General features: G+C 40.9%; 11 protein-coding genes. 6 read left to right on the top strand and 5 right to left on the bottom strand.

Annotation, left to right across the window (positions count from 1 at the left end; all coding sequences use genetic code 11):
- Complete coding sequence (gene bglX / locus OQ279_RS00435; protein WP_370866480.1) at nt 1–2,313, top strand: beta-glucosidase BglX; 2,313 nt, start codon at nt 1–3, stop codon at nt 2,311–2,313.
- Between the two features lie 126 nt (nt 2,314–2,439).
- Here the strand turns inward: bglX and OQ279_RS00430 are convergent, their stop codons facing one another.
- Entirely contained in the window at nt 2,440–4,572 is a 2,133-nt protein-coding gene (locus tag OQ279_RS00430; protein WP_266067776.1) for a CRTAC1 family protein, read from the bottom strand.
- Between the two features lie 411 nt (nt 4,573–4,983).
- Between OQ279_RS00430 and OQ279_RS00425 the strand changes: the two genes are divergently transcribed.
- From OQ279_RS00425 to OQ279_RS00405, 5 genes are all read left to right on the top strand, one after another.
- Entirely contained in the window at nt 4,984–8,295 is a 3,312-nt protein-coding gene (locus OQ279_RS00425; RefSeq protein ID WP_266067775.1) for a CRTAC1 family protein, read from the top strand.
- A 154-nt stretch (nt 8,296–8,449) separates the two neighbouring features.
- Complete coding sequence (locus tag OQ279_RS00420) at nt 8,450–11,482, top strand: SusC/RagA family TonB-linked outer membrane protein (protein ID WP_266067774.1); 3,033 nt, start codon at nt 8,450–8,452, stop codon at nt 11,480–11,482.
- 11 nt (nt 11,483–11,493) lie between these two features.
- The gene (locus tag OQ279_RS00415; RefSeq protein WP_266067773.1) at nt 11,494–12,960 is read left to right on the top strand and encodes a RagB/SusD family nutrient uptake outer membrane protein; all 1,467 of its coding nucleotides are present in this window, start codon (nt 11,494–11,496) and stop codon (nt 12,958–12,960) included.
- A 124-nt stretch (nt 12,961–13,084) separates the two neighbouring features.
- Nucleotides 13,085–15,250: a thioredoxin domain-containing protein gene (locus OQ279_RS00410; RefSeq protein WP_266067772.1), complete on the top strand. Its 2,166-nt coding sequence runs from the start codon at nt 13,085–13,087 to the stop codon at nt 15,248–15,250.
- A gap of 53 nt (nt 15,251–15,303) precedes the next feature.
- Nucleotides 15,304–16,275, top strand: coding sequence for a type I phosphomannose isomerase catalytic subunit (locus OQ279_RS00405; protein ID WP_266067771.1), 972 nt, complete (start codon nt 15,304–15,306; stop codon nt 16,273–16,275).
- Nucleotides 16,276–16,348: 73 nt separating this feature from the next.
- Here OQ279_RS00405 and OQ279_RS00400 read toward each other — a convergent pair whose 3' ends face one another.
- Genes OQ279_RS00400 through OQ279_RS00385 form a run of 4 tightly spaced genes read right to left on the bottom strand, consistent with a single transcriptional unit; the run spans nt 16,349 to nt 20,765 of the window.
- Entirely contained in the window at nt 16,349–17,239 is an 891-nt protein-coding gene (locus OQ279_RS00400) for an SMP-30/gluconolactonase/LRE family protein (RefSeq protein WP_266067770.1), read from the bottom strand.
- A gap of 59 nt (nt 17,240–17,298) precedes the next feature.
- Nucleotides 17,299–18,678: a sialate O-acetylesterase gene (locus tag OQ279_RS00395; protein ID WP_266067769.1), complete on the bottom strand. Its 1,380-nt coding sequence runs from the start codon at nt 18,676–18,678 to the stop codon at nt 17,299–17,301.
- 1 nt (nt 18,679) lies between these two features.
- Nucleotides 18,680–19,678, bottom strand: a complete 999-nt coding sequence (gene mgrA / locus OQ279_RS00390) for an L-glyceraldehyde 3-phosphate reductase (RefSeq protein WP_266067768.1) — start codon at nt 19,676–19,678, stop codon at nt 18,680–18,682.
- Entirely contained in the window at nt 19,671–20,765 is a 1,095-nt protein-coding gene (locus tag OQ279_RS00385) for an SGNH/GDSL hydrolase family protein (protein WP_266067767.1), read from the bottom strand. Before OQ279_RS00385 ends, mgrA begins: the two co-directional genes overlap by 8 nt.
- Nucleotides 20,766–20,907 lie beyond the last annotated feature (142 nt).

Below are 20,907 nucleotides of genomic sequence, written 5' to 3'. Positions count from 1 at the left end.
ATGAGAAAAATGACATCCACTGCCCTGCTACTTGTATCAGTATTGATACTTACAGGGTTTTCCATAAAACAAGATCGTAATATGAAGCTCAATTCACAACCCAACGATAGTATAGAAGCGAAAATCGACTCTTTGCTAAGTATCATGACCCTGGAGGAAAAAGCCGGGCAAATGAATCAGTACAACGGGTTTTGGGAAGTTACCGGGCCTGCGCCAAAAGACGGGGATGCAGCTTTAAAATATGAACATTTAAGAAATGGCCGGGTTGGTTCAATGTTGACCGTGCGTGGTGTAGACCAGGTAAGGGCTGTTCAGGAGATCGTGGTGAATGAATCCAGACTGGGAATTCCGCTCATTATTGGTTTTGATGTTATTCACGGATATAAAACATTGAGCCCTATTCCGCTTGCCGAAGCTGCCAGTTGGGATATGGAGGCTATAAGAAGATCGGCTGAGGTTGGTGCTGCCGAAGCTGCTGCTTCAGGGATCAACTGGACTTTTGCACCAATGGTAGATGTCTCCAGAGATGCCCGTTGGGGTCGTGTGATGGAAGGTGGGGGAGAAGACCCGTATCTGGGGAGTAAGATCGCCGCTGCAAGAGTAAAAGGTTTCCAGGGGGATGATCTTTCTAATCCGCTTACTGTTGCTGCCACGGCAAAACATTTTGCCGGCTACGGATTCGCTGAAGCTGGTCGGGAATACAATAAAGCCGATATTGGGATGTCAACCTTATACAATATGATCCTGCCACCTTTTAAAGCTGCCGAAGAAGCGGGAGTGAGAACTTTTATGACAGGTTTTAATACCCTGGACGAGATCCCGGTGACTGGGAATGAATTTCTTCTAAGGGATATCCTTAAAGGGAAATGGGGCTTTGATGGTTTTGTGATTTCAGATTATGCTTCTATTGAAGAAATGGTGGTTCACGGCTTTGTAAAAAATGAAAAAATGGCTGCTAAAAAAGCCGTGGAAGCAGGGGTAGACATGGATATGGAGGCATATTCATATGTGAATGAGATTGTAGGCCTGGTGAATGAAGGAAAACTGGACGAATCTCTTGTAGATGATGCTGTAAGAAGAATTCTTCGGGTAAAATATGAGCTGGGGTTAATGGATGATCCATACAGGTATCTTGATGCGCAGCGGGAAAAAGAAGTTGTGGGTAGTTCCTCCCACCATGAAGCTGTTCTGGACATGGCAAAAAAATCGATCGTCCTTCTCAAGAATGAAGGGAATCTACTTCCGCTGAAGAAAAATGGACAAAAAATTGCTTTGATCGGAGATCTTGCCGACGATAAGAACAGTCCGCTTGGGAGCTGGAGAATAGCTTCAGATGATAATACTGCCATATCTGTTCTTGAAGGTATGCAGCAGTATAAGGGGAATAAATTGACTTTTGAACAGGGAGCACAATTGGTAGTGGGAGCAGAGTCTTTTTTAACTGAAGTGAGATTCAATACTACAGATAAAAGTGGCTTCCCGGCAGCTGTTAAAGCCGCAAGGAATGCCGATGTAGTAGTGATGGTTCTTGGGGAACATGGATTCCAAAGTGGGGAAGGCAGAAGCCGTACAAATCTTGACTTTCCGGGCGTACAACAGGAACTTCTGGAAGAGGTTTTTGCAGCCAATAAAAATGTAGTTTTAGTTTTAAACAACGGTAGACCGCTTGCTATAGACTGGGCCGCAAAGAACATTCCTGCAATAGTGGAGGCCTGGCAATTAGGTACCCAAACAGGAAATGCCGTTGCACAGGTGCTTTACGGGCACTACAACCCCAGCGGGAAGTTACCAATGACCTTCCCTCGAAATATTGGTCAGACGCCAATTTACTACAATCATCAAAATACCGGCAGACCTGAAGATCCCAATCCGGGAGCAGACATGGTATGGTGGTCGCATTATATGGATGTTGAGAATACGCCGCTCTATCCGTTTGGATACGGCTTAAGCTATACTACTTTTAAATATGATAACCTCAAGCTCAACAAAGAGCAGTTTGAAATGGGCGGGGAGGTGCAGGTCTCTGTTGATGTTGCCAATACCGGAAATTATGACGGGAAAGAAGTAGTGCAGCTGTACATTAGAGACCTCTACGGAAGCACAGTTAGGCCTGTTAGAGAGCTGAAAGGTTTTGAATTGGTAGACCTTAAAAAAGGCGAAAAAAGAACTGTGAATTTCACCCTCACCGAAGCTGAGTTAGGCTTCTTTAATAATCAGGGAGAATATGTGGTGGAACCGGGAGAATTTGAAGTATTTGTCGGTGGGAATTCTGTTGAAACTTTAAAGGCTTCTTTTATGCTTGGCAAAGAATAATAAGATAAACGAATTTTGAGGAATAGCCCGGGGCGTACTGGGAATTTCTTGAAGAAGAAAAAAATACCCGTCAAAAATGCCATTTTTGACGGGTATTTTTTTGTATATATGCTAAAGATCTTTCTTTTAAAGCACTATAGGTTTTAGATGCAGTTCTTGTGCTTCAGAATTTCCTTCAGTTATTTTATAAAAAGAATTGAGTTTAAGATTTGTAAATACCTGGGTAGTGCCACTGCCTGCCCATTTAATTTTCACCTCTTTTATTTCCGAAGCTTTTCCAAGTCCAATTTGTGCTCTCAATGTAGAGGCTCCAAAACTACCTCCGGAACCTATCGTATGAAAAATTGTGCGGGAGCTGCCATCTTCAATAACAGTCACTTCTATTTTACTGCCAATTGCTGCCCTGTTGGCCTTTGTTCCTTCCAGTTTTAAGGTGATCCAGTTGTTCTCATCCTGATAAGGATTTAAATAAACCGAATTGAAAAAGTTATCCCCTTCATAGGCTCCTCCCAGGACCACCTGAATATCCTGGTCCCCATCGTTATCGATATCTGAAAAGGAAACGGCATGTCCTTTTTGCACATGACCCAGGCCTCCTGCAGTAGTGACATCCTGAAATTTTTCTCCGGAATCATTTCGGAAAACCCGGTTTGGGATTATAGATTCAAAACTAACTTCCCCGGTACTCAAATAGATGTCCGGGTAACCATCGTTGTCCAGATCCCCATAATTGGCGCCCATGGCATAGCCTATTTTATTCAGGCCAACTTCCGAAGTAACATTGGTAAAAGAGCCGTTATTGTTTTGATAAAGCCGCATAGTTTCTGCTCTATTAGGTTCTTTGAGGTAATCGCTAACAATATCGGGAACTATGTTGTAGAAGTTACTTCTTCTATACCCGGCCACAAATAGGTCTACCCAGCCATCATTATTATAATCAAAAGACCAGGTAGGAAAACTGGAGATTTTTTCCTCCAATCCCCTTTGAGCCCCTTCTTCCTTAAATTTTAAATTACCCTTTTTGTCTATTCCTTTGTTTATAAACAACAAATTTCTTGAAGAATGAAGGGTGGAAATGTAAATATCCATCCACCCGTCATTGTTGAAATCTGCACTGGTTACTCCCTTCACAAAGTATGATTCTTGTTCATTACTTACGCTCAATCCTGCGCTGGCGGTTTGATTTGAAAAGGTGCCGTCCCCGTTATTCCTGTAAAATTCTGAAGGGTGAAAGTTATCCTTACCCGACTCATTTCCAATAAACAGATCTATCCATCCATCATTGTCAAAATCGGCCCAGGTGGCGGTTTGGGTAGGATGAAAAGAAAGCAGGCCTGCTTCTATGGTTACATCTGTAAATGTATTATCCCCGTTGTTCCTAAGCAGGGAATTTGGGTGTTTGCCCAATTTTTCCATCCAGGCACCACGTAAAACCAATACATCTATAAATCCATCGTTGTTATAGTCGGTTTGCAACATGTTCAATCCGCCCTGGACTTCCTCTAAACCTGCGGCTGAAGTTTTCTCAATAAAACCACCTTTTCCATCATTGATGAAAAAATTAAGCTTCCCTGAGGGGAACCAGCTGGAAACAAGCACATCCAGCAGGTTGTCATTATTAAAGTCATCTACTATACTTCCACCCGAAAGATCATTTACATTTAGTCCAAGTTTTGGAGCGATGTCTTCAAATTTCTTCAATGGATATTCAGATTCAAACACACTTTCCGGGATCAGCCATTTTTCAGGAACACCTTCAGGGTATTCTCCGAGGGTCATATAAGCGATGTTTAAAAGCCACCGACTGCTATAATCATGATAATCCTGACTTAAAAATTTCTCATAAAGAGCAATAGCCTTTCTTGAGCCTTCTGGTGCCTGGTGATATCCTTCAGGATCAATTGGGATGATACAGGATGCTGAAGCTTTGTGATGATGAATGCAGTTTTGTTGCTCTCCCAGGCGCATATAGGCAACAGCCAGTAGTGGACCAATTTTTTCTTCTTCATGTGCATCCAGTTCATACCGCAAGGCGCTTCTATTGCTTTTTGCCCATAAATCCTCCAGAATCTTTATGGCTTCTACCGTGCGGCCTGCATATAATAATGCATCTGCCTTTTTGAGATTAAATCTTTCTTTTTGGCCTTTTGGAGCTATTCTGGAGAGACTGTCAAAATAAGCAATGCGTATAGAAGAGGCGTAAATGTTTTCTGGAATGTAAAATTGTTCTTCAGCCGTTCTCTGAATGATTTCAGGCATTGTCTGCTTTTCTTCACACGAGAGAAGACATAAAAAAGAGAAGAAAAAAAAGCCTTTTAAGTACTTCATGTTATAAAATGTGTATTTTACACCTTTAAAAATATGCAGTTTAAATTATTATTAAACAAAACTTTACAGTTGCTTCAAACAAATATAGGATACAATTTGAACTGTAGCATTTTTGGGCAGAAAAAGAGTTTAGTGTTAATTAGGAGGAGTAAAAGCTGTTTTTGAGTAGCTGCTTCAGCCATTGTGTAAGACAGGAGGTTTAGAGAAGCTGTATAAACTGGTGAAAACACTACTTATACCCGATTATTTTATGAAAATGTAATTTATATTGAAAAAAAACAAGAATTTTCTACATTGCATGTTAATTAATGTTAATCACACCTTCCAAAAATAGTATTTTCAATGAAGATTTTTTTTAGACTTTCCGTAGTTGCTACTTTATTAGTTTTTAGTAGTTGTAAAAAAGATAAGGAGGTTGCCGCCTCCGAACCTTCTGAAACTAAGATTTTCCGGACTGTATCTTCGGAAAGTTCTTCCATTGATTTCAGTAATAACCTAACCGAAAATGATTCCCTCAATTACTTTAGCTATTCCTATATCTATATGGGGGGTGGTGTGGCTGCAGGCGATATTAATAATGATGGCTTACAGGACCTTTATTTTACAGGAAACCAGGTGCCCAATAAGCTTTACTTAAATAAAGGCAATCTTGAATTTGAAGATATTACTGAAGCTGCCGGCGTGGCAGGAGATAGCAGATGGTATACCGGAGTTACAATGGCCGATGTGAACGGCGATGGCTACCTGGATATTTATCTTTCTGTTGGAGGCAAGTTTGAACCCAAAAACAATCAGCTTTTTATTAATAACGGCGACGGAACTTTTGCGGAAAAAGCCCAAGAATATGGATTGGATGATCCGGGAAATAGCATACAAACTACCTTTTTTGATTATGATAAAGATGGTGATCTTGATGCTTATATCGCCAATTATCCTCCTACCCGGTTCGATTCCCCAAATTTCATTTACGAGTATAAGATGAAGAATGTAAGTGACCTGGAAACAGATCACTTGTTGCGCAACGACGGAGGCAAATTCACAGATGTCACAGACGATGCAGGAGTTCGTAGTTTTGGACTTACATTATCGGCTACTGTGGCCGATCTTAATAATGACAGCTGGCCAGATATTTATGTCTCCAACGATTTTAGTTCTCCCGATTTCCTGTACATGAACAACGGTGACGGCACCTTTAGGGAGGTTGTCAAAAAGGCCACTTCTCACACTTCTTTTTTTGGAATGGGAGTGGACATTGCCGATTATAATAATGATGGGAACCTGGATATCTATCAGGTAGATATGTCGGCAAAAGACAACCGGCGAAAGAAGGCCAATATGGCAAGTATGAACCCAGATTTGTTCTGGAGCACAGTTGATGCCGGTTTTCATTATCAATACATGCAAAATGTTTTGCAAACCAATACCGGAGTATTTGAAGACGATAATCCATTTTTTGCCGATCTATCCCGAATCACAGGATCTTCTTCTACAGATTGGAGTTGGGGGCCTCTCTTTGCAGATTTTAATAATGATGGTCACAAAGATCTTTTTGTAAGTAATGGCACAAGAAGAGAGATCAATAACAACGACTATTTTAACAATCTTGCCGATACCAGGGTAGTAGAAGATCAACTGGAAAAGAGCCTGAATATCCCTTCTGAAAAAATTGATAATTTCATGTTCCAGAATCATGGAGATCTGTCATTTGAAATAGCCAACAAAAAATGGGGAATTGAATATGAAGGATGGTCTAATGGAGTAGTGTATGCAGATCTGGACAATGATGGGGATCTGGAAATTGTCACTAATAATATTGATGATAAAGCTTCTCTTTTTGAGAACAGCAGTTCAAAACACAATAATTATGTACAAATAGAATTTGAAGGTGATAGGGGGAACGCTTTTGGTTTAGGGACCCGTGCTTATGTAACTGCAAATGGGATGGAGCAAATGCAGGAGCTTACTTTAACAAGAGGCTTTCAGTCCTCTGTTGCGCCTCAATTACACTTCGGATTGGCAAAAGCCGATGTTGTAGATCAAATTAAGGTCGTATGGCCAGACGGAAAGGCTGAAATTTTGAATGATGTCAAGGCCAATCAGCGACTTAAGATAAGTTATAACAATGCTACAGAATTATTAGAAGAAGACTTTCCAGACAAAGAGTTCCTTTTTACTACCGTAAGAGATACTCTATCTTTTCCAAACCACAAACATATTGAGAATGAGTATAACGACTTCACAAAGGAGGTCCTTCTGCCTCACCGTACCTCTACTTTTGGACCGGGTGCAGCGGTCGGGGATCTAAATGGAGATGGATTGGAGGATTTGTTTGTTGGAGCTGCTTCCACTTATGAAGCAGGATTGTACTTCCAGACTGCCACCGGATTTATAAAGCAGGAAAGCGCTGCCTTTAAAAAGGATAAAAAATATGAAGACCTGGGGGCATTGATTTTTGATGCTAATGAAGATGGACACAACGATATCTATGTGGTAAGTGGTGGAAATGAGTTTAAACCCGATTCAGAATTTCTGCAGGACAGGCTGTATATAAATGACGGTAAAGGTAACTTTCAAAGAGATGAAGCGGCATTACCTGAAATGCTGACCAGCGGCTCCAGAGTATATCAAGCCGATTTTGATAAGGATGGAAAACAGGACTTGCTGGTGCTGGGTCGCCTGGTTCCGGGGAATTATCCTTTGCCTGCAAAATCTTACATCCTGAAAAATATAGGTGAAAATGGAGAAGCGAAATTTCGGGACATCACAAAGAATATTGCTCCTGAATTTCAATCTTTAGGAATGGCAACGAGTGCAGAAGTAGTGGATATTGATAAGGATGGATGGCAGGATATAGTTATAGTGGGAGAATGGATGCCCATTCGGGTTTTTAAAAATTCAGAAAAAGGCTTTACAGAGGTTACTGAAGATTTGGGCTTAGCAGATACTGCCGGCTGGTGGTGGAGTATCAAATCTGGAGACTTTGATAATGACGGAGACCTTGATTTTGTGGTGGGTAATCTTGGCAAGAACTATAAATACAAAGCTAATGAAGAGGAAACTTTTGATATATACTTCAAAGATTTTGATGCCAACAACAGGCAGGATATTGTTCTTAGTTATTATAATGATGGTAAGAAGTTCCCGTTGAGAGGCCGGGAATGTTCTTCTCAGCAAATTCCCGGAATTAAAAGTAAGTTCCCCGATTATCAATCTTTTTCAACTGCAACCCTGGAGGACGTCTACACTAAAGAGGAATTGGATAACTCCCTTCATTACCAGGTGAAATCTTTTGCAAGTGTCTATCTTGAGAACAGAGATGGGAAATTTATGATCCATAAACTACCTTCCGGAGCTCAAATTTCTTCAATAAACCAAATTCTTATCGAAGACTACAATAATGATGGAAACCTGGATGCCTTAGTGGCGGGGAACCTATTTTGGTCTGAAGTTGAAACCACAAGGAATGACGCTGGCTATGGATTGTTTTTAAAAGGAGATGGAAAAGGTGGTTTTAAAGAAGCTACTGCTTCAGAAAGCGGGTTGTTTATTCCAGGTGATGTGAAAGATATATTGAAGATGAAAGTTGGTAACAGAGATATGGTTATTGCTGTTAAAAATGATGATGTTTTACAATTCATATCAGTAAATAATTAATATTCCTTTTGGAAGCCTTTAGTTGTTTCACCCAGGTTTTAAGAGAGAGTTAACAAAAAAAAACTTATTTTTTTGTTAAAGTTTACTCGAAATCGATTGCGAATTGGAAATGTTTTTAATACATTTATCCATAACTAACTTATAACCAATTAAAATGATAGGAAATCGCTTAAGAAGTAGTCTGTTTTTGATATGCTTTCTCTGCTTTGGATTCATGTCTGCCCAGGAGACCATTTCGGGAACAGTTACTGATGCAACCGGCCCTCTTCCCGGGGTAAATGTGGTTCTTGAGGGAACGACCACGGGAACAGTTACAGATTTTGACGGAAATTACACACTTGAATTAGATGAGGATCCGGGTCCAGATGCGAGGCTAATTTTCAGTTATGTTGGTTTTGAAACACAACGAATAGCCATAAACGACAGGTCTGTAATCAATGTTAACATGGTTTCTGATGCACAGGCATTGGATGATGTAATCATAGTTGGTTACGGTACACAGTCAAGAGCTGAGGTCACTGGAGCTATTTCCAGTATAGATACAGAAGAGATAAATAGTCTGCCGGTGGCTACTGCTGAGCAGGCCTTGCAGGGTAGGGCTTCAGGTGTAACCGTTATAAACTCTGGTGCTCCCGGGAATTCTCCTGCAGTAAGGATTAGGGGGCTTGCTACCCCTAACAATAATGATCCGCTATATGTAATAGATGGTGTTATAGCAGGTGGATTGGGTAGTCTTAACCCCAATGACATTCAAAACATACAGGTTCTAAAAGATGCCTCAACTACTGCTGTTTATGGTTCCAGAGGTGCAAATGGTGTGGTTTTGGTAACGACCAAATCGGGAAGAGCTTCTGAAAAAGCACAGCTAAGTCTTGATGTTTATTCTGGAGTGCAGTTTCTTTCAAATAGGTACGATCTGCTAAATACAGATCAATACATACAATACGCCCGAGAAATATCAGAAACTGTTCCGCCGCGTATTACAGATCCTCAATACTCCGATTTTTTAGATAATGAAACGGACTGGCAGGATGAAATTTTTAGAACCGGAGTTTTGAAAAGTGTTACCCTCGGTCTTTCCGGAGGTAATGAAAACAGTAATTACAGGTTTTCGGGTGGCTACCTAAATCAGGAAGGAGCTCTTATTGAAACTGAGTACGAGCGGTTTAATTTTAGATCTAATAGTAATTTTACTTTTGGGAAACTGCGTTTGGGACAAACATTAAATACTGCAATTACTGTTCAAAATCCTGAAAGATCAGATGGCGGTAGATCAGTTTTGGAACACGCTATAAAATCAGCTCCTTATTTACCTGTTTATAATCCCGACAACAGGGGTGGCTTTCAGGGACCAAACACTGTCATAGATGGTCAGGATGCTGCAAACCCTGTTCGGGTTCAGACATTGGGAAGTGCAGAAAATAAAGGGATTACTCTTTTGGGAAGTTTGTTTGCTGAATATGAAATTATTGACGGGCTGGTTTTTAAAAGCCAGGCAGGTTTAGATTATTACAAGTATAATAACAACATATTCATTCCTTCTTTTAACGATGACAGTGCAGGATCTACCGGAGCAATAAATTATGCACAAATCACTAAGAATAGTGGTACAAACCAATCTCTTACGCTTACCAATAGTTTAACATACAAGTTCGATGTTGCCGATTTGCATAACTTTGAAATCCTGGTTTTGGCAGAAGATCAAAGAATCGATGGTGAAAGCCTGGATGCAAGCAGCCAGAATAATATTACCGATGAGGTAGAGGAGTTGTCATTGAACCAGGCGGGATTGTCTTCAGCTTCTTTTGAATATAGGAGAATTGGATATTTAGGTCGTGTGAACTACAATTATGACCAAAGATATATTCTTGCAGGATCTTTCCGTAGAGATGCTTCGTCACGCTTTGGTGCCAATTATCGTTGGGGTGATTTCTGGTCTGTTGCCGCAGGATGGAATGTAGCCAAAGAGAGTTTCATGGAAGGTTCAAACATTAATAACCTGAAAATTCGGGGAAGTTGGGGTACAACGGGTAACGACCTAATTAATAACTACCGTTATTCTACATCCCTGGTTACAAGTTTCCTTTACCCAATTGCAGGTTCAGCCGCTGAGGGTACTACCGCTGAAGGTCTTGGTAATCCAAACCTGAAATGGGAAGAGGTTACAATGAAGAATATTGGGGTAGACATTGGTATCTTTAATAATACATTTACAGCTTCCTTTGAGTATTATAGTAACCGTAGTGATGATCTTCTTTATGATTTACCATTGCCGCTTAGTCTAGGGTATAATATTTCTACTATAGCATCCAATGTGGGTTCTGTGGAAACCAAGGGTTTTGAGGCCGATCTTGGCTATAATGATTATGAAGGTGAATTTACGTGGTCTGCTAATTTAAATCTGGGAACCAGCAAAAATGAGGTGCTTTCAATAGGAAACCTACCTGAAGTTCCAGGAGGATTTTTTGAAAACGAATATCTCACCAGGATTGCACCGGGAGAGGCTTTATTCCATTTCTATGGTTTAAAAACCGATGGTATCTATCAGACCCAGGCCGAAGTTGATGCAGTATTTACAGCGAATCCAGATCAAACCGCTATACAACCGGGTGATATTCGCTTTGTGGATATTAACGGAGATGGGAATATAACTGCTGCAGATAAAACGGTAATAGGTAATCCTTACCCAACACTAACTATGGGGCTTAATATAAGCGCCCAGTATAAGAATTTTGATGCTTCCATATTTATTCAGGGAGCCTATGGTCAGGATATTTATAATACAAATTTATATGACCTTGAAGGTATGCCAAGACTTTTCAACAGTGGCGTAGCTGTCCTGGATAGATGGACTGGTGAAGGTACTTCAAACACCATTCCCCGTGCTTTGGGTGCTCCTCAAAACCTTTATGCCTCAGATCGTTTCATAGAGGATGGATCTTATACCAGATTAAAAAATCTGAACATAGGATATACTTTTGACGAAGATGTGTTTGGAGATTCGGTGGCCAACCTTAGAATTTATGTGAGTGGACAGAACCTAATTACCTTAACCGACTATTCCGGACTAGATCCCGAAATAGGTGTTGATAATGTGTTATTCCAGGGAACCGGGGCTATTGGTATTGACAGAGGATTATATCCCCAGCCAACTTCAATAACTTTTGGTGTTCAATTAGGATTTTAAAAAGAGGAATTATGAAAAAAATAAAAATATTTTTAACAGTCTTTATCACAGTATTTGCTATAAATGGGTGTGATGAAGGAGATCTTGAACTATCCAATCCGAGTGGACTTTCCCCTGAAACATATTTCAGGACAGAAGCTCAGGTGCAGTCGGCTGTAAATGCTGTGTATGCGAATTTACAGACTATTGGTTTATATACCCGGACTTATTTCTTCGCCATGGATCTTATGTCTCGCGAAGCTTTAGGGAACCCTCAGCTGGAAGCAGATAAAAGGGTTTATCTTGAATGGTCTTTTGACGCAAGTCATCCTCCAATTGCCTGGTACTGGGATTCATGTTACAGAGGGATAAACAAAGCCAATTTTGTAATTAGTAATGAAGAGAAGATTAGAGAGATACCATCTACTCTTTTGAGTGATGAGAAGAAGGATAAATTTATTGGGGAGGCTAAATACTTAAGAGCCCTGTACTATTTTATGTTGGTGACCCGTTTTGGGGATATCCCACTTATTACTACAGTTCCTGAGAGTGGCGAAGGATTTCCCCGCTCTCCAAAGGAACAGGTTTACGATCTAATTGAATCGGATTTGACCGATGCATCTCAATTTTTGCTTGATAAAGAGGCGACAGAGAATGGTAGAGCTACCCAGGGTGCAGCCTTTGCTCTTCTTGGAAAAGCGCATCTGTATCAGGAGGAGTATGAGAAAGCTTTGGCTGCTTTCGACAATATTTACGGGGAGTATTCTCTCGAAGATGATTATTTCGCTAACTTCAGGGAAGAGGATGAGTTTGGACCTGAGTCTATTTTTGAAGTACAATTTGACGATGATCTTGGTAATTCTGCAGTTTGGAATTCTAACTCCTCTGGGGAAGATGCAAATGAGGTAACCTTCCGTGGCCAGGAGTATGGTTTTAATGACTGGTTCAACGCCTATCCTTCACCAGCTCTTCTTGATGCATATGAAGATGGGGATATTAGGTTTGAAGAAACATTCTATACTGTGGGAGATACGTTTGCAGGAGGGGTTATAGAAGAACTTCCACTTGAACGTACGGCAGCCTGGAGAAAATACCAGAATTACTACAAAGACGTAAATGAAGACATGGCTTCTGGAATAAACTTCAAAGTTATACGATACGCCGATGTACTATTAATGATGGCAGAAGCCGAAAATGAATTAGGAGATCAGTCCCAGGCAATTGATTATATTAATGAGGTTAGAGAAAGAGCAGAACTGGATCCATTACCAGATGGTCTTTCCAAAGAAGAGGTTTTTGATGCTATTGTTCAGGAAAGAATGGTAGAATTAGCCGGGGAACAGGTGCGTTTTCCAGACCTGGTAAGATGGGGCCTTGCTGCCGATTATCTTGGACCATATGGTTTTCAGGCTGGTAAAAATGAGCTTTGGCCTATTCCGAATGATGAAATTTCGTCTAATGAGAACATAACTCAGGCAGATCAAAATCCGGGATTTTAATTAATGTGTTTGAATTACTAAAAACCCTTTCAATTCAATTGAAAGGGTTTTTTATTTGTATTGCATTAAAATCTTTATTTAAATCTTATATCTAATATATTTACCCTCACGAATTTGCTTTCTCATGGAAATAATATCCGGTAAAATTAAAATTAGACTTCCGCTTCTTATCAGCCTGCTTTTAATTCTTTCATGCTTATTGGTAGGTTGTAAGAAAGATTCAAAAGAAGAAGGCAGTAAAGAGAGCCGCCTGGCAGGTGCAAGTAGCCCTTATTTACGAGGGCATGCAGATAATCCTGTTGACTGGTACGAATGGGGAAGCGAAGCTATTGAAAAAGCCAAAGCCGAAGATAAACCTATTATTATAAGTGTGGGGTATGCCAGCTGTCACTGGTGTCATGTAATGGAGAAAGAAAGCTTTATGGATACTAGCGTCGCTGCGATTATGAATCGGGATTTTATTTCTATTAAGATTGACAGAGAGGAACGGCCAGATATTGATAAGATCTACATGAATGCTGCCCAACTTTTAAATGGTAGTGGTGGATGGCCTTTAAACGCAGTGGCACTTCCTAATGGAAAACCTTTTTTTGCGGGAACATACTTCCCGCCTGAAGAATGGAAAAATGTACTAACTCAAATCACGAAAGTTTACAAGGAAGATAAACAATCATTAGTAGAAACTGCTAATGCCTTAACTGAAGGGATTAAAAACACCAACAGCTTAACCGATCTAGGAACTCAAAAAAATGAAATTTCTGAAGCCGATTATCTCACTTTATTGAAAAGCTGGAAGCCAAGATTTGATACAGAAGATGGCGGCTATCAGGGAGAACAGAAATTTCCATTGCCTGTAAACTGGGATGCTCTTTTGCAGCATTATTATCTTACTCAAGATGAAGAAGTATTGCAAATGGTGAAGACCACTCTTGATAATATGGCCAGGGGAGGAATTTATGACCAACTTGGGGGCGGATTTTCACGATACACTACAGATCCGACATGGTTGATCCCGCACTTTGAAAAAATGCTGTATGATAACGCACAATTGATTAGTCTTTATTCCAAAGCTTATAAAGTAATTCCTTCAAATGAATATAGAGCAATTATAGAGGAGAGTATAGACTTTGTAGAAAGAGAGTTGTCAAATGGCCAGGGAGGCTTTTACTCCTCTTTAAATGCAGATACAGATGGGGAAGAAGGAAAGTATTACATCTGGACCATTGACGAACTGAGAAACGTCTTAAATACTTCTGAACTTGAACTGGTAACCAAATTCTATAATATTGAACCTTACGGAAATTGGGAAAAGGGGAATAATATTCTTTTTCGACAGTTTTCTCCTGAAGAATTCATCCGGGAAGAAGGAATATCAAATAATGAATTTACCTCTACACTGGCTACTGCGAAAAAAAAGCTTTTCAAATCGAGGCAAGGCAGAAATAAACCTACTGTTGACGATAAATCCCTCACCTCCTGGAATGCCCTTATGGTAGATGCTTATCTCGATGCTTATCTGGCCATTGGAACACCTAAATATCTCAAAAATGCCATTAAGTGTGCCGAATTCATAGATGACAAAATGCTTAGACCAGATTCAGGATTACACAGGAGCTACATAGATGGTGAAAGCGGGATAAACGCTTTTCTTGATGATTACGCTTTATTAAGCAGGGCTTACATTAACCTTTACCAGGTGACTTTTGATATTAAGTGGCTTAAAAAGGCAGAAAAACTAATGCTTTATACAATCAGGCATTTTAAAGATGAAGAAAGCAGTATGTTCTATTATACCTCAGATGATGATAAGAATCTGGTGGCGAGAAAACTTGAACTTGATGATAACGTGATGCCTTCATCAAATTCCGTTATGGCTCATAACCTATTTGCTTTAGGAACGCTTCTGGAAAATCAGGAATACTTAACCATGAGTGAGGAGATGTTGGGTCAAATGTACAATCTCGTTGTAGAAGATCCGTCATTTTATGCTAACTGGACAAAACTAGTAGGCACCCGGGCCTTTGGTGCTTATGAAGTTGCAATTCTAGGTAATGACGCCATGCAAAAAAATATTAGTATGCAAAGGGAGTATTTGCCAACCTCTATATTTATGGGAGGCCAGAATGAAAACTTACCTCTCCTGGAAAAAAAGCTTGTAGAAGGGGAGACCTTGATCTACGTATGCCAGAATAAAACCTGTAAATATCCGGTTTCACTGGCAAAAGAAGCTATTAATATCATAGAGAGTTATCGTACCGGTAGGGAAGAAAAGATTAGTATCTGGAATTAAATTTCACCTTTAATTATTCCGTTCTTATCTTTACAACTTCTAACCAACTATAAATGCTGAATTACCCTATAAAATTCGAACCCATCCTTAAAGAAAAGATCTGGGGTGGTAATAAGTTAATTAACATATTAAACAAAGATTCCAATCGCGAAGATCTTGGTGAGAGCTGGGAAATTTCGGGAGTGAAAGGTGATATTTCTGTAGTGCAAAACGGTGCTTTAAAAGGGCAAACGCTAAATGCCCTTTTAGAGGAGTATAAGGAAGGGCTTTTAGGCCTGAAGAACTTTAAAAAGTTTGGAGCAGAATTTCCGCTTTTAATCAAGTTCATTGATGCTAAAACCGAACTTTCAGTGCAACTGCATCCGCATGACAATATCGCTAAAAAGCGCCACAATTCCTTCGGAAAAACCGAAATGTGGTACATCATGCAGGCCGATGAAGGCGCAGAGATCAACGTGGGCTTCAAAAAGAGCATTTCCAAAGAAGAATATCTGGAACATCTCGAAACCGGGAAGATCACCGAATTGCTGAACTTTGAAAAAGTGCAAAAAGGCGATTCATTTTTTATCAATACCGGGAAGGTTCATGCCATAGGCGCCGGAGTCCTTTTGGCAGAGATTCAGCAGACATCAGATATTACTTATAGGATCTATGACTGGGACAGGGTAGATGCTGAAGGAAATTCTCGCGAACTGCACACCGATCTTGCTCTTGATGCGATAGACTTTGAGAAGAAAGATGATTTTAAAAGGACTTATAAAAGAGAAGAAAATCATTCTACCAATATAGCCAGCTGTGAATACTTTACTACCAATTTTCTTCCGGTTAAAGGGGAGATTGTAAAAGATTATGCGCAACTGGATTCATTCGTCATCTACATGTGTGTTAGTGGTGATGCTGAAATTAGTGTCAGTGGAAATTCTGAAAAAATAGTTCAGGGACAAACCTTACTTGTTCCGGCAGAAGTTAAGGAGGTGCAAATTACTTCCGAAGGCGTAGAGCTGCTCGAGGTTTTTGTTCAATAAATTGAATTACAGTAAAAAAACTCTTCAAAAATGTCATTTTTGAAGAGTTTTTTTTATTAGTTACCTAATGATTCTATTGCCCGGTTACGTTCATCTCCAGGCTAAAAAGAGAATCCATTGCTGTAATAAACAGGGTCCTTTTGTCTTTTCCGCCAAAAGTGACATTGGCTGTCCATTCTTTATTTACGGGAATGTGAAGTATTTTTTCTCCGGCACTGTTAAAAATCGTAACGCCGTCTCCAGTGAGGTAGATATTACCCTGCTCGTCTATGGTCATACCGTCAGATCCCATTTCGGTGAAGAGCGTCTTGTTTTCTAATTTTCCGTCTTTTCCTATATTGTATTTCCAGGTCTTGTTGTCTTCAATATCGGCCACGTAAAGAGATTGACCATCGGGCGTTCCAATAACTCCGTTAGGTTTTACAAGACTGTCTGCAGCCATAAAAAAGCCCTTTTTATCGGGAGTCATGTAATAGACCCGTTGCTCTTTTATAGGTTGTTTGCTGTTACTCCAGTAAGACCGCTGGTAAAAAGGATCGGTTAAAAATATTCCTCCATCCGGCGCCACCCAAAGGTCGTTGGGGCCGTTTAACCTTTGGCCTCTAAAATTATCCCGCAGCACTTTTATTTCTTTGTTGGGGCTTATTTGCCATAGTTCCGAATATTTATCGGCTGCAGCATAAAGATAGCCTTCAGCATCAAAGTAGAGACCATTGGCTCTACCCGATTCTTCCATGAAAACCGAGACCTGGCCGTCATTTGCAGACCATTTGTAAATTTTGTTGTTAGGTTGATCGGTGAAATAAACATTGCCCTGGGCATCGGCAGCAGGCCCTTCAGTAAACTCATAACCATCGGCCACCAGTTTTAGTTCGGCGCCTTCGGCAATCAAATTGTTTTCCTGGGCTTTTCCCGAAATGCTGAACATGATAATTACAGCACAAAAAGTGTAGAGAATCTTCATTAACTATATTTAATTTGAACGCTGTGAAGGTAAATGTTTTTCAAGATTCTGCTGTAATCCTACTCAATTTCTTCAGCAAAACTGGAGGCTGGTAAGCCTGCTTCATTAAAAATATTTGAAGTGCCGGTGTTGCGCCATGAATAGCGTATTTCAACCGGATCTTTTATTTCTCTCACATTCAGTTCAATGGTATTGTTTTTAATGCTGAATTTTACCGGTTTAAAGTTTCCGTCTTTTCCTGCTACTTCAAACTGAGTGGCAGGATTTTCTTTATCCAGGCTTAATTTTTCGGCATTACTGAAAGTTATCTGAAGCTTATTTTTATTCTTTTTAATTTCTGAAACAAGCGGGGCATGTGCAGCGGTTTCTCTTCCGTAGACATCATTTAGTGCGAGTGCGGCAAAGCGCAGCCCCACATCTTCCTTGTTGCGTGGGTGAATGTCTTTAATGTCTCCAATGTCACTGGTCATAACCATTCCGGTTTTTGGCATTTTAAGCACCCTGCGTTGGGCATCTCTCACTTTCACTCCCGAGAAATTGTCACCATATTCGTAAGGCGCAATTTGGGCATAGAAAAACGGAAGTTCTTTATGCCATTTTTGACGCCAGGAATTGATAAGCGCCGAAAATATTTGCTCGTAATGATTGGCGTTATCTGTATTTGATTCTCCCTGGTACCACAGCACACCGGCAAGTTCAAACGGCACCAATGGGGCAATCATTGCATTGTAGAGCAGGCCTGGATCCCGTGGTCCCCATTCTGTCTTGGGGAGCATTTTGGCTGCTTCAGTCAATTCCTTACTATTTTCTATTACTTCAGAAGGCATCCATACTTCAGCCGGAGTACCGCCCCAGCTGGAGTTGATAAGCCCCACCGGTACACCAAGTTCTTTATTGATCTTCTTTCCGAAGAAATAGGCCACAGCACTAAAGTGTTTCATGGTTTCGGGCTTACTGGCTACCCAGCTTCCGTCGAGATCCTGTTGAGGGCAGGAGGCAGTTCTATTCAATACCGTGAAGAAACGAATCTGGTCATTCTCTGCATCTGCAATAGCAGCTTCGGCATTGTCTATTCCGGCAGCTGCAGTCCATTCCATATTCGACTGGCCGCTCACCAGCCAAACCTCTCCTAAAAGCACATTTTTGAGCACTACAGTGTTATAACCTATAATGCTCACTTGCTGCGGACCTCTAATATTGGGAGTGGGAAGCATGATCTCCCACTTTCCATTCTTTCCTACTCTGGTTTGGAACGTATCATTGCCCCAGGTAGTCGAAATTTTCACCACTTCGCCCGGTTTAGCCCAACCCCAGATTTTTACATCCGAATTGCGCTGTAGCACCATATTGTCTGAAAATACTGAAGGAAGCGAGATGTTCGAGAAAGCGTCAACAGGGGCCATAAAGAAGATAGCTATGAGTAAAATTAAGATTCGCATGTTATTCTTTTTTTAAGATTGTTTCAATCTTTTCGAGTTCTTCTTTAGTAAAATCGAGATTTTTTAATCCGTCGATATTATCCTGAAGTTGTGAAACGCGACTCACACCCACTAAAACTGAAGTGACTCTATCATCTTTTAGCAGCCAGGCTATAGCCATTTGTGCAAGGGACTGGTCGCGGTTTTGAGCAATTTCATTGAGCTGCTTCACCTGTTCTAAAAGTCTGGGAGTGATCTTGTTTTTGTCGAGATAACCGCCTTCAATTGCTGCCCGGGAATCGGCAGGGATACCATCCAGGTATTTGGAGGTGAGAATGCCCTGCTCCAGGGGAGAAAAGACGATGCTGCCCAGGCCTTCTTTTTCGAGGGTGTCTAAAAGCCCATCTTCAACCCACCGGTCAAACATGTTGTAGCGGGGCTGATGTATAATAAATGGTGTGCCCAGGTTCCGGAGAATTTCTGCTGCTTTTGCCGTTTGTCCTGCCGAGTATTGTGAAACGCCCACATACAGGGCTTTTCCCTGCCTCACGATTTGATCGAGGGCGCCCATGGTTTCTTCCAGCGGGGTGGCAGGATCGGGGCGGTGGTGATAGAAAATATCCATATAATCCAGTCCCATTCTCTTAAGAGATTGATCGAGGCTGGCAATGAGGTATTTGCGCGACCCGAAGTTCCCGTACGGCCCCGGCCACATATCCCAACCGGCCTTGGTTGAAATAAGCAGCTCATCACGGTACGCCTGAAAATCTTCTTTAAAGATCTTCCCAAAATTAGTTTCTGCCGAACCGTATGGAGGTCCGTAATTATTGGCCAGGTCAAAGTGCGTTATTCCGTTGTCAAATGCTGTTCGCAGCAGCTGTCTCGAATTTTCAAAGCTGGTGGTGTTGCCAAAGTTGTGCCACAGGCCAAGGGAAAGCAGCGGCAGTTTTAAGCCACTTTTGCCACAGCGGCGATAGGTCATTTTTTCATATCGGTCTTCGGCAGCAGTATAATTATTCATGTGTGTTTTTATTAAGAAGGTTTTGGTAAAAAGGCAGAAGTTTTTCAGCCATAAGTTCATGGTCTTCCAGGGCAGGATGTCCGGTGCAACCTGAAGCATTCATTTTTTCAAACTCAAAGACAGCAATAGATCTGTCAGGAAATTCATTTTTGATGTCATTCAGAATCCTTATTAGCTCCTGTCCTTCTTTTTCCCCGGTCATTGGGCTGGAGATAAGCGCAATTTGAGTATCGGGATAGACCTCATACAAAGCTTTAATAAAACCTGTGTAGTTCTCTTTAAAGCTTTCTTCCTTAAAGGGAAGACGTTCTTTTTTTCCATCTCCACGAGAAAAATCGTTAGTGCCAAGTGCTATGCTTACAATGTCTGGCACATCTTCTTTTTTTATTTCTGCCCGTTTACCCTTTTCCCCATTAAGATGCAGGTAAGGATAAACCTGCGGCATTACAGGCTGGTCTTCGTCATTCCAGTTTCGGTACATGCCCATGCCCGAGACGCAGTTTACTTCAAAATCTACATCTAGCATTCGTGCTACACGTGGCCCATAAGCCATGTAGGCACTGTGTTGATCATACCATTCTCCTTCTTCACAATCAATTTCACTGGTATCGGCACCCATCCCACAGGTGATGGAATCGCCTATAAACTCGATCTTCGCACGTTTTTCTTCGGAAGTTTTTTCAATCTTTTCTGCTCTTATGCCATTAAAGATTAAAAGGCCGTTAGAGGCTTCGGTTTCTTTGTAGATCGCCAGGGTGTTGGCTGAATCCTTCTTTGGAAGTGCAAACTTAAGGCTGTCTTTGGTAATCCTGAAGCGGCCTTTGTACTCGTCATTCAACTCAACCGCCACATAATGGTGCTCTGCACCGTCACTTTTGAGAAAAACGGTGACCGTATCGCCAAAAACATCTGCTTTTACCGAAGATGCCGAAGCAATAAGTTTTGTTCCCTCGCTTGACGGCTGAATTCGTCCGGAGTAGGTGAAATTTTCATTTTGAGGTTCAAAGAATTTGTCTTTTGGAACTTCCTGTTCCAATTTGCAGCTGCTTAGAAGTAGCGCTGAAATAAATAAAATAAGGAGGCGCATTTTTTGCTATTTTGGAGACCCTAATTTACGGTTTTCCTACAGATCCTTATTTACCAATTCTTTCAAATGCTGATATTATTTTAAAAAAAATGTCCGGTGGAAATTTTTCCACCGGACATTTTTAATTTTCTATCTCAAGATG

It is taken from the genome of Salinimicrobium profundisediminis (genome assembly GCF_026241755.1).
GTDB classification, from domain to species: Bacteria; Bacteroidota; Bacteroidia; order Flavobacteriales; family Flavobacteriaceae; genus Salinimicrobium; species Salinimicrobium profundisediminis.
The sequence above is the reverse complement of the archived record's forward strand: the minus strand, read 5'-3'. Positions and strand labels throughout refer to the sequence as shown.

Coding starts and splice junctions, on each gene's coding strand:
- OQ279_RS00405 (WP_266067771.1), top strand. CDS start 15,304: ATGCTGAATTACCCTATAAAATTCGAACCCATCCTTAAAGAAAAGATC.
- OQ279_RS00415 (WP_266067773.1), top strand. CDS start 11,494: ATGAAAAAAATAAAAATATTTTTAACAGTCTTTATCACAGTATTTGCT.
- OQ279_RS00425 (WP_266067775.1), top strand. CDS start 4,984: ATGAAGATTTTTTTTAGACTTTCCGTAGTTGCTACTTTATTAGTTTTT.
- OQ279_RS00410 (WP_266067772.1), top strand. CDS start 13,085: ATGGAAATAATATCCGGTAAAATTAAAATTAGACTTCCGCTTCTTATC.
- mgrA (WP_266067768.1), bottom strand. CDS start 19,678: ATGAATAATTATACTGCTGCCGAAGACCGATATGAAAAAATGACCTAT.
- bglX (WP_370866480.1), top strand. CDS start 1: ATGAGAAAAATGACATCCACTGCCCTGCTACTTGTATCAGTATTGATA.
- OQ279_RS00420 (WP_266067774.1), top strand. CDS start 8,450: ATGATAGGAAATCGCTTAAGAAGTAGTCTGTTTTTGATATGCTTTCTC.
- OQ279_RS00400 (WP_266067770.1), bottom strand. CDS start 17,239: ATGAAGATTCTCTACACTTTTTGTGCTGTAATTATCATGTTCAGCATT.
- OQ279_RS00430 (WP_266067776.1), bottom strand. CDS start 4,572: ATGCCTGAAATCATTCAGAGAACGGCTGAAGAACAATTTTACATTCCA.
- OQ279_RS00395 (WP_266067769.1), bottom strand. CDS start 18,678: ATGCGAATCTTAATTTTACTCATAGCTATCTTCTTTATGGCCCCTGTT.
- OQ279_RS00385 (WP_266067767.1), bottom strand. CDS start 20,765: ATGCGCCTCCTTATTTTATTTATTTCAGCGCTACTTCTAAGCAGCTGC.